This is a genomic window from Brevibacterium jeotgali, from assembly GCF_900169175.1.
GTDB lineage: Bacteria > Actinomycetota > Actinomycetes > Actinomycetales > Brevibacteriaceae > Brevibacterium > Brevibacterium jeotgali.
Window position 1 is genome coordinate 1 of the sequence record NZ_FXZM01000020.1, and the last position, 11,951, is coordinate 11,951.

The window sequence follows — 11,951 nt, forward strand, 5'->3', positions numbered from 1 at the left end:
CAATGGCCGACTCGAGCATCTGCGCGGGATCGCGCTTGGGTTCCGGAACCTGAGGCACTACATCGCCAGGAGTCTGCTCGAAGCCGGCGGCTTCAGACCTCGACTACACCCTCGTTCGTGAAGAGCCCGTAATGGTCGTCGGCACGGGCGACATAGTTGGGGATGAAACCTGCCGCCTGGGTGGCGCGGTCGATGACCGCACCGGTCGGACTCCCGAGGATGGCGAGATCGACCATCGGCTCTCCTGCCAACTGAGCAACCGCCACCTCATTCTGCTCGACCAAGGGATGATCGAGTGGAAGAACGATCATGTAGTCGTCATCTATCAGCACTTCACGCTGGTAGCCCGGCACTTCTGCAGGTCCGGTATGCCCGGGTTCGTTGGTGATATCGACATCGCCGAACCGCCGTTCGGCACCCAGTAGGGGCTCGTTGGTCATGATTGTGAGTCGCAGCGGTAAGTGGCGTGGTTTTTGCAGCGCTTAGTGGCCGATGAGAAGGGCCTGACGCGCGGCTTCAACAACCTCGGGTGTCAGCACATCGAGGTCGTTCACTGTTTGCACGCGTTCGATCTGGGTGAGTAGTCGGTCGACGAGGCGGAAGTTGCCGGCAGTGATCCTGACGATGGTCGCGATGGCGGTCGCGTGGGCGACGCCGCCGTCCGCTGCGTCGCCTGCCGCGGGGAGCCGTCTGGCCAGGACTGCAGTGAGTTCGTCCGGGGACAGGTGGCGGTACTCGTGGGCGAAGCCGATGCGACTGTAGAGCTGCGGGTAGCGAGCGAGGCGCTTCTCAATCCCGGGCATCCCGATGAGGATGACGCCCATGTGGTGATGGTCGAAGTAGTCGCGAACTTGCTCAAGGCCGGTGGCCTTGAGGCGGTCAGCTTCATCGATGATGAGCAGCTCGGTGCGCCCGCTGGAGCGGGACTCGGTATGGACGTAGGGGTCCACGACGCCATGTTCGGCGAAATCCACGGCAAATGAGATGCGTTGGCAAGCACGCGGCAGCCCCCGGTCGATCTGACGCGGCGTCGTGGCGACAGTGGGTGTGAAGAACGCGGTGCGGGCATCGAGCACCCGTTCCGGTACGGGGCCGAGGGTGTCGGTGAAGATGGAGTCCCATTGTTCCCAGTCATCGGCACCGGCGTAGTGCCGGGCAGAGAGAGTCTTGCCTACCCCAGGTGGTCCCCAGCACAGGCCGATATAGCGGTGGGTGCGAACGGCGTCGGCGAACTCGACGAAGCGTCGATGTTCATGAGTCGTCTGGAACGGTGGCAAATCGGGCCGTGGCGGGGCGCTGGCGTTGACCTCGCCGAAGTCGCCGAGAAGGAATCGGCGTCCGTCATCCCCCTTTTTGCGGAGACTATGTTCGGAGTCAGTCGGTGGCATAGAGACGCAACCCATGTCGTGGTGGGACTTCGTCGACGCTGACCGGTTCCGCCTCGGGAGTCTCAGGCAGGACGTACCGGGTATCGGTGGGCAGCGCGTCGGCGAGACTGCGGCGGTGGCGCAACTGTCGCTTGAGGTCGCGGCGTCGTTGCGACCGGGCAGCCTGTAGCTCCCGCAGCGAGATGGACTCGGCGGCGAGTTCGGGAGCGATCGCCCGGCAGAGGAACCCGTCGTTGAAGTAGACGCGGATCTCGCCGACGTCGCGCGGGTTGAACCGGACGGTGACATGTTCGCCGACGTAGGCGGCCAGCACTGGGGACACGTACCGGGTGGAGGCGAATTGGATCCCGTCGCGTTGGACCTTCCGCGTGGTCGCTGCAGTCAGCAGGAGGAGGTCCAGGTCCTCGGGGCGGGCCGGGGCCCGCGGGATAAATCCGGAGGCTCCCCAATGGTCGGCGGGCGCTTCACTGGTTTCGGAGTGAGGGCGCTGGTGGTACTCGGTGACGATGAACTGTTCCAGGATCGCGTCGAGCTGTTCAAGACTCAGCGTCGGATCCGTGAGGGGCTCGCCGTTCGTTCCGTGGGGGATATGCCCGGGTAGATGTGGCAGGAGCTCGGTGGTGAGGGATCCGTAGAACCGTTCGATCTTCCCGCGCCCCTGCGGGATGCCGATTCGGGAGTGGACGAGCTGGATCCGCGTGTCCAGACAGACGCGCTCGAGACGGGCGGAAGTGAAGTCCGCTCCGTGATCGGAGTAGAGCACATCGGGCAGACCGCAGACGGGCCAGGCAGGATTCGTCTTGTGGTGGACGGCTTGATGCAGAGCCAACGCTGTCTGCTCGGCCGTCGGGGCGCCGAGAAAGAGGGTGTAGCCGGCGACGGCTCGGGAGTAGTCATCGAGCAAGACGGTTAACCACGGCCGGGCCGGGGTGCCGGACGGGTCGAGGACCGCGACGTCGAGGAGCGTGTGATCTGCCTGCCACTGCTCGTTCGGGCCCGCTGCGGTGCGGCGGAGAATCAATTCGAACTGGTCTCGGTACGCGGCATCGCCGTGCTGGGCGAGTGTGCGCAGGCCCGGATCGATGGCAGCGATGATCGCCCGGACGCTGGAATAGCTTGGGGCAGTCAGTCCTCGATCGCTGGCGATGTCGCCCACGCGACGATGGATGAACGCAGCTGTGGGCTCGGGGCAGCGAAGTGCCAGTGCTTCGATCATCTCCACAAGCTCGGACGGGATGCGCCGCCTCCCGCGATCGGTGCGGCGCTGACGTTGCAGGCCACGAGATGTCGGGTCCGCGCGGTGCTGCGCAGACCACCGGGTAAGTGTCCGCACCGGGACGCCGGATTCCGCGGCGATCTGTGTCCATGGGACACCGTCCTCGTGCTGGCGCAGCAGCATCGCCTTATCCTGCGGTCTCAGCTGCGCCATCGCGATCACCTGCGTGGTTTCACGACTCGGGGCCCGGGTCGGCCGCGGTCACCGGTCCGGCTGTCACCGATTCAGCAGGCCGCGGTGGCAGGTGGCGGTACAGGCTGGTGCGCGTGATGCCGGTCTTGGCCACGATCTCGGCCATGGTGTGCCCGGTCGCGCGCAGGTGGTCCGCGTAGGCCAGCTTGTCCGGATCCACCACGGAGGGCCGCCCGACACGTCGGCCTTTTGCGGTCGCTACCGCTCGGGCGTGGGCGGCACGTTCGAGGGTGTAGGTGCGTTCCATCTGTCCGAACAGCGCCAGCAGCACTACGGACAGTTGGGCCATCGGGTCCTCGGGGTTTGACGAGTCCACCCTGATGGGGTCGGCGAGGTTACGCACCCCGATGTTGCGTTCGGAGAGGTCATGGATCAGGTTCAGCGTGTCGCGCACCGTGCGCCCAAGCCGGTCCAGGGTGTGCACCACGATTACGTCGCCGTCGCGGGCGTATTCCAGAACTGCGCGCAGGCCGGGGCGGTCAACCGTAGATCCGGACTTCTTGTCCACGTAGATTCGTTCGGCTGCGATGCCGGTCTGGCGCAGAGCATCGATCTGCCGATCCAGGTCTTGCTTGACCGTCGAAACCCGCGCGTAGCCTAACTCCATGGATCAAGCGTACCAAAAGCAGAATCTGTACGGAATAGTTGGGACATCAATCTGGGCCGTACTTGTGGGACGAGAATTGCTGGGCAGTGCCGATCGATCCGGATGCTCGTGTTCGGTGTCCCAGAACCAAGGAACTGGGACGGTCGCTGCTAGTCAACGGTCGGCGGCGCGGAAGTCGGTCGCGGACTTTGACGCCGTGAGGCCCGCCCAGGGCGTGCCGTATGGCGCCCCGCCGCGGGACCGGCCACCGGACGGGTCATACGGGATGCCCCTAGAGGCGTGCCGCCGTTCATCCAAGTCGGCTCCTGGTGTTTCCGGTGGGGGTTCCCCTTACGGGCATGCGATCTGGGCTGACGCCTGTGACCGAGTGTTCAGTGCGCGCTGTATAGTTCAGCCCATGCTGACTATTGCTTCGCGTCTCGACGTGATGAACCGCCTGGGTCGTGCACTGGCCGACCCCACTCGATCCCGGATCATCTTGACCCTGCTCGACCATCCCGCTTACCCGGCGGAACTGGCCCGAGATCTGGACCTGACACGCCCGAACGTGTCCAACCACCTGGCATGCCTGCGCGATTGCGGGATCGTCGTCTCCGAGCCCGAGGGTCGTCGGACACGATATGAGATCGCCGATTCGCACCTGGCGCAGGCGCTGACGGCACTGGTCGATGCCACCCTGGCAGTGGACGAAGACGCCCCGTGCATCGATCCCGCCTGCTCGCTTCCCGGATGCGACGCAGCTGGGGAGGGCGCATGATCCTCACCTCGGTCTTGCAGGCGATGGGCCTGTTCGCAGCGACCAACATCGACGACATCATCGTGCTCTCCCTCTTCTTCGCGCGAGGGGCAGGCCAGCGCGGCACTACCGCCCGCATTCTGGCCGGCCAGTACCTCGGATTCGCCGGCATCCTCGGTGCCGCGGTCCTGGTGACCATCGGTGCCGGAGCATTCCTGCCCTCGGCAGCCATCCCGTACTTCGGTCTCATCCCTCTGGGCCTCGGCCTCTGGGCCGTATGGCAGGCCTGGCGCGGAGACGATGACGACGATGACGACGAGGCCAAGGTTGCCGGCAAGAAGGTCGGCGTGTGGACAGTCGCAGGCGTCACCCTTGCCAACGGCGGCGACAACATCGGCGTCTACACCCCTGTCTTCCTCAGCGTGGAACCTCTCGCAGTAGTCGCCTACTGCATCGTCTTCCTCGCGCTCGTCGCGGTCCTGGTGGCCCTGGCAAAGTTCGTCGCCACCCGCCCCCCGATCGCCGAAGTGCTCGAACGCTGGGAGCACATCCTCTTCCCCATCGTTCTCATCGGCCTCGGCATCGTGATCCTCGTCAGCGGCGGAGCCTTCGGACTCTGACGTAGCGGCAGCGATCCAAACGGCCCCGACCGGGCGCACCCCTCTCGGTTCAGACCGCGACACCTACCTGCAGCCAGTCCTGCGTGATCGCGGCAACAAGACCGCCACGGAGCGCTGCAAAAACCCCGCCACCAAGCGAACGAAGCCACAACCAGATGATACGAAAATCGGCAGAACATGGATCAGAAACGACCGTTAAAGACACTTGCTTGTTAGCTGTGTGCTCATCCTGATCATCGGCGGCAGTCGGACTGTCAGGCGAAGAGTCACAAGCTCGATGCATGCTCATGGCCAACTGTCATTAGAGGTATACCCATAGCTCGGATGCCTGCTGTTGGGTCGACAGCATCGATGCCACAGGCGTTCGTTGACGTGACATGCAGCGCGTTCTGGCGCCCGGGTGTCGGTGAGCGGGTTCTGCTCCCGCCTTTCGGCCAGCCTAGCCATTGACACTTATACCCCCTATGGGTATATCGTTTGATCGAATACCTGTAGGGGGTATACGTCAAGTGAAGGGATGATCATGGAACAGCGCGGTTACCAGGTAGTGGGCATGACGTGCGGGCACTGCGAGATGTCGGTGCGTGAAGAGGTCGAGCAGATTGTCGGCGTGGAAGGGATCGAGGTCAGTGCCGAGACGGGCAAGCTCGTGGTGAACACGCTGCCGTCGGTCGAGGATACGGCCGTGTTGGCCGCTGTGCGGGAGGCCGGATACCAAGCGGAGCGGGTCTGATGAAGGTTTCCGTTCGCCTCGGTGTGTACGGCGCGGGCCTGGTGGTGGTCTTCGCGGCCTCTGCCGCTGTCGCCGGCGCCGTGGTCCCCGAAGAGGCGGTGGAGTCGTGGACTCAGCAGGTCGACGACGTCGGCCACGACGACACCCATGACTGATCGTGATCCGCGCCTGAGGCGCGGGAAGGAAGTTCTGACCATGTCTGCACCTGCGGCCCAGCAGCAGCCAGAGGCCATGCCCATCGAGCTCATGATCGGCGGTATGACCTGCGCTTCGTGCGCGATGCGCGTGGAGAAGAAACTCAACAAGCTCGACGGAGTGTCTGCCACAGTGAACTACGCCACTGAGAAGGCGCGGGTCGATGCCCCGGCCGGAACAGATGTGGCAACACTGATCGCGGAGGTCGAGAAGACCGGATATTCCGCGGTTCTCCCACCGGCCGAGGATGCTGAGGCTGGCCAAGCTGAGGCTGGTGAGGAGCCGGATGCGGAGCTGGTCTCGCTGCGCCAGCGGCTGATCGGCTCGGTGGTGCTCTCAGTGCCGATCATCGCGATGGCGATGATCCCGGCGCTACAGTTCACCTACTGGCAATGGGCCTCCCTCGCCTTGGCCGGGCCGGTGATTGTGTGGGCGGCCTGGCCGTTCCACAAGGCGGCATGGACCAATCTGCGTCACGGCGCGGCAACGATGGACACGTTGGTCTCGGTGGGCACGACCGCGGCGTTTCTGTGGTCGTTGTACGCCTTGTTCTTCGGCACCGCCGGGGTACCGGGGATGACGCATCCGTTCGAGCTGACCGTTGCACCCAGTGATGGCGCCGCCAACATCTATCTTGAGGTTGCCGCAGGAGTGACGATGTTCATCCTGCTGGGCCGCTATTTCGAGAAGCGGTCCAAGCGGCAGGCCGGTGCAGCGCTACGCGCCCTGCTCGAAATGGGAGCCAAAGACGTCGCCGTGCTGCGCAACGGCATCGAGACACGCATCCCGACCTCCGAGCTGGCAGTAGGCGACGAGTTCGTCGTCCGCCCCGGAGAGAAGATCGCCACCGACGGGGTAATCACCGCCGGCACCTCGGCAGTGGATGCCTCAATGCTTACCGGTGAGTCGGTGCCTGTCGAGGTCACCGAATCAGACCCGGTCACCGGTGCCACCGTCAACGCCGGCGGCCGTCTCGTGGTGCGAGCGACCCGGGTCGGTGGAGACACACAGCTGGCGCAGATGGCCAGAATGGTCGAGGATGCCCAGTCTGGCAAGGCCGAGGTCCAGCGCCTGGCTGACAAAGTCTCGGGCATCTTCGTGCCCGTCGCGATCGCGATTGCCGTCGCCGCCCTGGGTGCGTGGATCGGTGCCGGCTTCCCCTTAAGCGCCGCATTCACCGCCGCGGTGGCGGTGCTGATCATTGCCTGCCCCTGCGCGCTGGGACTGGCCACCCCCACCGCGCTGCTCGTGGGTACCGGACGTGGCGCTCAGCTGGGCATCCTCATCAAGGGTCCAGAGGTCCTAGAATCCACCCGCAAGGTCGACACCGTGGTGCTGGACAAGACCGGCACCGTGACGACCGGCAAGATGACCCTCGCTGAGGTCATCCCTGCTGCCGGCGTCGACCGCACCGAGCTGCTGCGGCTGGCCGGCGCACTGGAGAACGCCTCCGAACATCCGATCGCCCAGGCCATCGCCAAGGGCGCCACCCAAGAAGTCGGCGACCTGCCCGACCCAGAGGATTTCACCAATGTCGAAGGCAAGGGCGTCCACGGGATCGTCGACGGTCGCGGCGTCGTCGTGGGCCGGGAATCACTGCTAGCTGATTGGTCGCAACACCTCAACCCAGACCTGGCCGAGGCCAAGGCCCGCGCCGAAGCGCAGGGTAAGACCGCCGTCGCCGTCGGCTGGGACGGACACGCCCGCGGTGTGCTGGTCGTAGCCGACACCGTCAAGCCCACCAGCACCGAAGCCATCCGCCGACTCAAGAGCCTCGGCCTGACGCCCGTGCTGCTGACCGGCGACAACCAGACCGTCGCCGAGCAGATCGCCGTCGAGGTGGGCATCGAGAACGTCATCGCTGAAGTCCTGCCCAAGGACAAGGTCGACGTCATCTCCCAGCTACAGACCGAGGGCAAAGTCGTGGCAATGGTCGGCGACGGCGTCAACGACGCTCCTGCCCTCGCGCAGGCCGACCTCGGTCTGGCGATGGGTACCGGCACCGACGTCGCGATCGAAGCAGCCGACATCACCCTGGTCCGCGGGGACCTCCGCAGTGCAGCTGACGCGATCCGCCTCTCGCGCAGGACACTGGGCACGATCAAGACCAACCTGTTCTGGGCCTTCGCCTACAACACCGCGGCAATCCCACTGGCCGCGTTCGGTCTGCTCAACCCCATGCTCGCCGGCGCGGCAATGGCCTTCTCCAGCGTCTTCGTCGTCGGCAACAGTCTGCGCCTGCGCTCCTTCACGAGCCAGGCCGACCAGCCAGCCGCACCGACACCCACACCGGGTAACCGCGCGCTTCAGCACGCCACAGCCTGACCACATCTCAGACAAAGGAAACGGAACCCGCCATGACCAACACCCACGCCACCTCCAGCTGCTGCCACACCCCCGCTCCTGAGGGGCACACCGACCTCCTCGCGACCACCGCCCCCACCAGTGACCACGCCACCGAGTGTCCCGTGATGCCCGGCACCGTGGTGAACAAGGCCACCGCCGAGGCTGCCGGCCTGTTCCGCGACTACGAGGGGCAGCGATACTGGCTGTGCTGCGCAGGCTGCGGCCCACGCTTCGATGCCGATCCCGCCACGTACGCCCGTGCCGCCGACTGACCTTGCATCCCTGCCAAATTATTCGATCTGCGGTCCCGGACCGAACATGCCGGTCGGGACCGCAGGCCACATCACTCAGGAGTCCACGATGACCACTGCACCTCAGGCCCCAACCGATCCCGAAAGCGTCACGGAACCTGAGGGTTCTGACTGCCAGAGCACCCACCACGGCTACATCTCCGACAAAGACCGCTACCTCGCCCGGCTTAAACGCATCGAGGGCCAAGCCCGCGGCATCCACCGCATGGTCGACGAGGAGAAGTACTGCATCGATGTCCTCACCCAGATCAGCGCCTTAACCAGCGCGCTCCAAGGAGTGGCGCTGGGGCTGCTCGACGACCACCTCAAGCACTGCGTCGTCGACGCGGCGAAAACGGGCGGCCAGACCGCCGAGGACAAGATCAAGGAAGCCTCCGAGGCCATTGCCCGGCTCGTCCGCTCCTGAATGACAGCGACCCGCACCATATGTTCCTCGGTGTCGAAGGAGCTGTGTAGCCCACCACTGACCACCCAGCGTGTCCCGAACGATGCGCCTGCGGCACTCCCTTGCGACTAGCGGGAGCACCCACGAAGGAGAAACCCAGTATGAGTTCCCAGCATCCACAAGCTGATCACGAGATGGACCATCACCACGCCGAACACGAGGGTCACGGGCACGAAGGCCAGCACCACGCAGGTCACGAAGCACACGGTGGCCATGCAGGACACGGGCACGGCGATCATGGAGACCATGTCGGCCAGTTCCGGCGACTGTTCTGGATCATGCTGATCCTGGCAATCCCCGTGGTGGGGCTCAACCCGATGTTTGCCCATCTGGTCGGCTACCCACTCCCCGACGCCGCATGGGTGTGGTGGGTCTCCCCCGTCCTGGGGACGATCATCTACTTCTGGGGTGGTCAGCCGTTCCTGACCGGCGCCATTTCAGAGATCCGTTCTCGTCAGCCCGGGATGATGCTCCTGATCGGGTTGGGCATCACGGTGGCTTTCATCGCCTCCTGGGGAGCGACCCTGGGCCTCCTCGATCACGAGCTGAATTTCTGGTGGGAGCTGGCCCTGTTGGTGGTGATCATGCTGCTGGGTCACTGGATCGAGATGCGGTCCCTGGCCCAGACCACCTCAGCACTGGACTCCTTGGCAGCCCTGTTGCCCGATGAGGCCGAGAAAATCGACGGCGATGACATCATCAAGGTCGCCCCGGCTGCTCTAACTGTCGGCGACGTGGTGATCGTGCGTCCCGGTTCTTCGGTGCCGGCCGATGGCAGGATCATCGACGGTAGTGCTTCCATGGACGAGTCGATGGTCACCGGCGAGTCCAAGACGGTGCGCCGCGAGACCGGAGAACAGATTGTGGCAGGCACGGTCGCCACCGACTCCGGGCTGCGCGTGGAAGTCACCGCCATCGGTGATGACACGGCCCTCGCGGGTATCCAGAAACTGGTCTCTGATGCCCAGGCGTCTTCGTCTCGCGCACAGAGGATTGCCGACACCGCCGCGGCCTGGTTGTTCTGGTTCGCCTTGGGCGCTGCCCTGATCACCGCCGTCACCTGGTCGTTGCTCGGCATGCCGGATGCCTCCGTCGTGCGCACCATCACTGTGCTGGTCATCGCCTGCCCCCACGCCTTGGGGCTGGCGATTCCACTGGTGGTGTCCATCGCCACCGAGCGCGCCGCCCGCGGTGGCGTCCTGATCAAAGACCGCCTCGCACTGGAATCCATGCGCACCGTCGACTCGGTGCTCTTCGACAAGACCGGCACCCTGACCAAGGGCGAGCCCACCGTGACCGGTGTGCACCCCGTCGGAGAACACCACGAAGACGATGTGCTGGCCTTGGCCGCCGCTGCTGAGTCCGACAGCGAGCATCCACTGGCCCGCGCGATCCTCGCAGCTGCCAGCACGCGCGATCTCGACGTGTCGAAGGCGACAGATTTCTCCTCTTCTCCTGCCGTCGGCGTCAAAGCCAGCGTGGAGGGGACTGTGATCGAAGTCGGCGGCCCCTACCTCCTGGAACAACGGGATCAGGCCGAGCTTTCAATCGCCGATCAGTGGCGCGACGAAGGTGCGATCATCCTGCACGTCCTCGCTGAGGGGAAGGTCATCGGGGCGCTGCGGTTAGCTGATGAGATCCGGCCCGAGTCTCGGGACGCCGTCGATGCTCTGCACGCCCATGATGTGCAAGTCGTGATGATCACCGGCGATGCCCAGGCTGTAGCCGACACCGTCGCCAAAGAACTGGGAATCGACCGGGTCTTCGCCGGGGTCCGTCCCGAAGACAAGGCAGCCAAGGTCGCGGCACTCCAGGCCGAGGGCAAGAAGGTCGCGATGGTCGGTGATGGCGTCAATGACGCCCCGGCCCTGGCTCAGTCCGATGTGGGCATCGCCATCGGTGCGGGCACCGATGTTGCCATCGGCTCAGCCGGAGTCATCCTCGCCAGTTCCGATCCGCGCTCGGTGCTGTCCGTCTTCGAGCTCTCCCGGGCGGCATACCGGAAGATGAAGCAGAACCTCTGGTGGGCCGCCGGCTACAACCTCGCCGCCGTCCCGTTGGCCGCCGGTGTGCTCGCACCGATTGGATTCGTGCTGCCGATGAGCATCGGAGCAATCTTGATGTCCGCCTCCACCGTCGTCGTCGCGCTCAACGCCCAGCTGCTGCGTCGGCTCGACCTCACTCCCGAAGCGAGCACCGACAGAATCCTCGACCGCTCCTCAACCCCGGCCCGCTCCTAACAGCAGAGAAGGCCGCAGTCGCGCGGCCCGCACCTGACGCTTCTTTACACAATCTTCAAGGCAGGTTGGGTTCTACTCGCGTCGCGACAGGGCTAGCGTCGGGAGTATGGTGCCGGGTCCGCCGGTTCACCTGAAGACGTGAAAGGTGAGAATCGTGTCGCATGTGAGTTCGATGATCGAGACCTATCCGAAGGACCTGGGCGAGGTGGACACGGACAAGCTCGCTGCCTGTATCGCGGCCTGCTTCGAGTGCGCGCAGACCTGCACCGCGTGTGCCGATGCGTGTCTGGCAGAAGACATGGTTGCTGAGCTGACGTCCTGCATCCGCACGAACCAGGACTGCGCCGACATCTGTCTTGCGACGGGGAAGGTGCTCTCGCGGCTGACGCGGGCCGATCCTGCTGTGATCAGGTCGGTGCTGGAGACGTGCCAGACGGTGTGCGAGACCTGTGCTGAGGAATGTGAACAGCACGCGCAGATGCACGAACATTGCCGGATCTGCGCTGAGGCATGCCGCCGGTGCGCACAGGCCTGCGCTGACCTGCTGAAGTCTCTGCCCTGACCGCGGCAGACCTCAACCGCCCCCGCACAACAACGGCGGGCTCTCACCCACCATGGTGGATGAGAGCCCGCCGTTGTGATCAGACTTTGGTCGAGCAGCGCTTCCGCTTCCGTCCCTTACCCATCGCTATTTGCTGCCGTCCTCGACGACGTGCCCTTCGCTGATCCCGGCATCCTGACTTGGCTCATTTCGTTAGTGCGTGGGCTCTCCGGTCCGGATGGCTTCGAGGACGCGGGTCAGGTCCTCGGAGACGTGGGGTGGGAAGGTCTGCGTAGTGCCGTTGATCGCGAGGGTTGCGGA

General features: G+C 64.9%; 14 protein-coding genes. 9 read left to right on the plus strand and 5 right to left on the minus strand.

Translation table 11 applies throughout. The features are described from left to right. Positions 1-92: 92 nt before the first annotated feature. From BJEO58_RS14070 to BJEO58_RS14085, 4 genes are read right to left on the minus strand one after another with little or no spacing between them, the layout of a single operon-like run. Entirely contained in the window at positions 93-440 is a 348-nt protein-coding gene (locus BJEO58_RS14070) for a LysR substrate-binding domain-containing protein (RefSeq protein WP_101590099.1), read from the minus strand. A 42-nt stretch (positions 441-482) separates the two neighbouring features. After that, a complete protein-coding gene (locus BJEO58_RS14075; protein WP_180951978.1) occupies positions 483-1,388 on the minus strand; it encodes an AAA family ATPase in 906 nt (301 codons plus the stop codon). Further along, on the minus strand, positions 1,375-2,817 hold the full coding sequence (locus BJEO58_RS14080; protein ID WP_246075896.1) for a TnsB C-terminal domain-containing protein: 1,443 nt from the start codon (positions 2,815-2,817) through the stop codon (positions 1,375-1,377). The genes BJEO58_RS14075 and BJEO58_RS14080 overlap by 14 nt, the downstream gene beginning before the upstream one ends. A gap of 19 nt (positions 2,818-2,836) precedes the next feature. Continuing rightward, a complete protein-coding gene (locus BJEO58_RS14085) occupies positions 2,837-3,463 on the minus strand; it encodes a recombinase family protein (RefSeq protein WP_101590101.1) in 627 nt (208 codons plus the stop codon). A 397-nt stretch (positions 3,464-3,860) separates the two neighbouring features. Here BJEO58_RS14085 and cmtR point away from each other — a divergent pair, with 397 nt between their 5' ends. Next, the gene (cmtR, locus tag BJEO58_RS14090) at positions 3,861-4,220 is read left to right on the plus strand and encodes a Cd(II)/Pb(II)-sensing metalloregulatory transcriptional regulator CmtR (RefSeq protein WP_006590980.1); all 360 of its coding nucleotides are present in this window, start codon (positions 3,861-3,863) and stop codon (positions 4,218-4,220) included. After that, positions 4,217-4,819 (plus strand): cadmium resistance transporter, encoded by a 603-nt coding sequence (locus BJEO58_RS14095; RefSeq protein ID WP_101590102.1) that lies wholly within the window; start codon positions 4,217-4,219, stop codon positions 4,817-4,819. Before cmtR ends, BJEO58_RS14095 begins: the two co-directional genes overlap by 4 nt. A gap of 49 nt (positions 4,820-4,868) precedes the next feature. On the opposite strand, the gene BJEO58_RS15095 is transcribed toward BJEO58_RS14095, so the two are convergent. Beyond that, positions 4,869-5,108 (minus strand): hypothetical protein, encoded by a 240-nt coding sequence (locus BJEO58_RS15095; protein ID WP_219617123.1) that lies wholly within the window; start codon positions 5,106-5,108, stop codon positions 4,869-4,871. A gap of 234 nt (positions 5,109-5,342) precedes the next feature. Here BJEO58_RS15095 and BJEO58_RS14100 point away from each other — a divergent pair, with 234 nt between their 5' ends. From BJEO58_RS14100 to BJEO58_RS14130, 7 genes are all read left to right on the plus strand, one after another. Beyond that, positions 5,343-5,552, plus strand: coding sequence for a heavy-metal-associated domain-containing protein (locus tag BJEO58_RS14100; RefSeq protein WP_101590108.1), 210 nt, complete (start codon positions 5,343-5,345; stop codon positions 5,550-5,552). Next, positions 5,552-5,707: a hypothetical protein gene (locus tag BJEO58_RS15035; protein ID WP_180951979.1), complete on the plus strand. Its 156-nt coding sequence runs from the start codon at positions 5,552-5,554 to the stop codon at positions 5,705-5,707. The genes BJEO58_RS14100 and BJEO58_RS15035 overlap by 1 nt, the downstream gene beginning before the upstream one ends. Before the next feature lie 40 nt (positions 5,708-5,747). After that, positions 5,748-8,072, plus strand: a complete 2,325-nt coding sequence (locus BJEO58_RS14105; protein WP_101590103.1) for a heavy metal translocating P-type ATPase — start codon at positions 5,748-5,750, stop codon at positions 8,070-8,072. Positions 8,073-8,104: 32 nt separating this feature from the next. Continuing rightward, the gene (locus tag BJEO58_RS14110) at positions 8,105-8,365 is read left to right on the plus strand and encodes a YHS domain-containing protein (protein WP_101590104.1); all 261 of its coding nucleotides are present in this window, start codon (positions 8,105-8,107) and stop codon (positions 8,363-8,365) included. Positions 8,366-8,453: 88 nt separating this feature from the next. Continuing rightward, positions 8,454-8,810, plus strand: a complete 357-nt coding sequence (locus tag BJEO58_RS14115) for a metal-sensitive transcriptional regulator (RefSeq protein ID WP_101590109.1) — start codon at positions 8,454-8,456, stop codon at positions 8,808-8,810. Between the two features lie 140 nt (positions 8,811-8,950). Beyond that, positions 8,951-11,089 carry a heavy metal translocating P-type ATPase gene (locus BJEO58_RS14125; RefSeq protein ID WP_180951980.1) on the plus strand — a complete coding sequence of 713 codons (2,139 nt, stop codon included), beginning with the start codon at positions 8,951-8,953 and terminating at the stop codon, positions 11,087-11,089. 172 nt (positions 11,090-11,261) lie between these two features. Then, positions 11,262-11,651, plus strand: coding sequence for a four-helix bundle copper-binding protein (locus tag BJEO58_RS14130; RefSeq protein WP_180951981.1), 390 nt, complete (start codon positions 11,262-11,264; stop codon positions 11,649-11,651). Positions 11,652-11,951 lie beyond the last annotated feature (300 nt).

Coding starts and splice junctions, on each gene's coding strand:
- BJEO58_RS14070 (WP_101590099.1), bottom strand. CDS start 440: ATGACCAACGAGCCCCTACTGGGTGCCGAACGGCGGTTCGGCGATGTC.
- BJEO58_RS14075 (WP_180951978.1), bottom strand. CDS start 1,388: ATGCCACCGACTGACTCCGAACATAGTCTCCGCAAAAAGGGGGATGAC.
- BJEO58_RS14080 (WP_246075896.1), bottom strand. CDS start 2,817: ATGGCGCAGCTGAGACCGCAGGATAAGGCGATGCTGCTGCGCCAGCAC.
- BJEO58_RS14085 (WP_101590101.1), bottom strand. CDS start 3,463: ATGGAGTTAGGCTACGCGCGGGTTTCGACGGTCAAGCAAGACCTGGAT.
- cmtR (WP_006590980.1), top strand. CDS start 3,861: ATGCTGACTATTGCTTCGCGTCTCGACGTGATGAACCGCCTGGGTCGT.
- BJEO58_RS14095 (WP_101590102.1), top strand. CDS start 4,217: ATGATCCTCACCTCGGTCTTGCAGGCGATGGGCCTGTTCGCAGCGACC.
- BJEO58_RS15095 (WP_219617123.1), bottom strand. CDS start 5,108: ATGAGCATGCATCGAGCTTGTGACTCTTCGCCTGACAGTCCGACTGCC.
- BJEO58_RS14100 (WP_101590108.1), top strand. CDS start 5,343: ATGGAACAGCGCGGTTACCAGGTAGTGGGCATGACGTGCGGGCACTGC.
- BJEO58_RS15035 (WP_180951979.1), top strand. CDS start 5,552: ATGAAGGTTTCCGTTCGCCTCGGTGTGTACGGCGCGGGCCTGGTGGTG.
- BJEO58_RS14105 (WP_101590103.1), top strand. CDS start 5,748: ATGTCTGCACCTGCGGCCCAGCAGCAGCCAGAGGCCATGCCCATCGAG.
- BJEO58_RS14110 (WP_101590104.1), top strand. CDS start 8,105: ATGACCAACACCCACGCCACCTCCAGCTGCTGCCACACCCCCGCTCCT.
- BJEO58_RS14115 (WP_101590109.1), top strand. CDS start 8,454: ATGACCACTGCACCTCAGGCCCCAACCGATCCCGAAAGCGTCACGGAA.
- BJEO58_RS14125 (WP_180951980.1), top strand. CDS start 8,951: ATGAGTTCCCAGCATCCACAAGCTGATCACGAGATGGACCATCACCAC.
- BJEO58_RS14130 (WP_180951981.1), top strand. CDS start 11,262: ATGATCGAGACCTATCCGAAGGACCTGGGCGAGGTGGACACGGACAAG.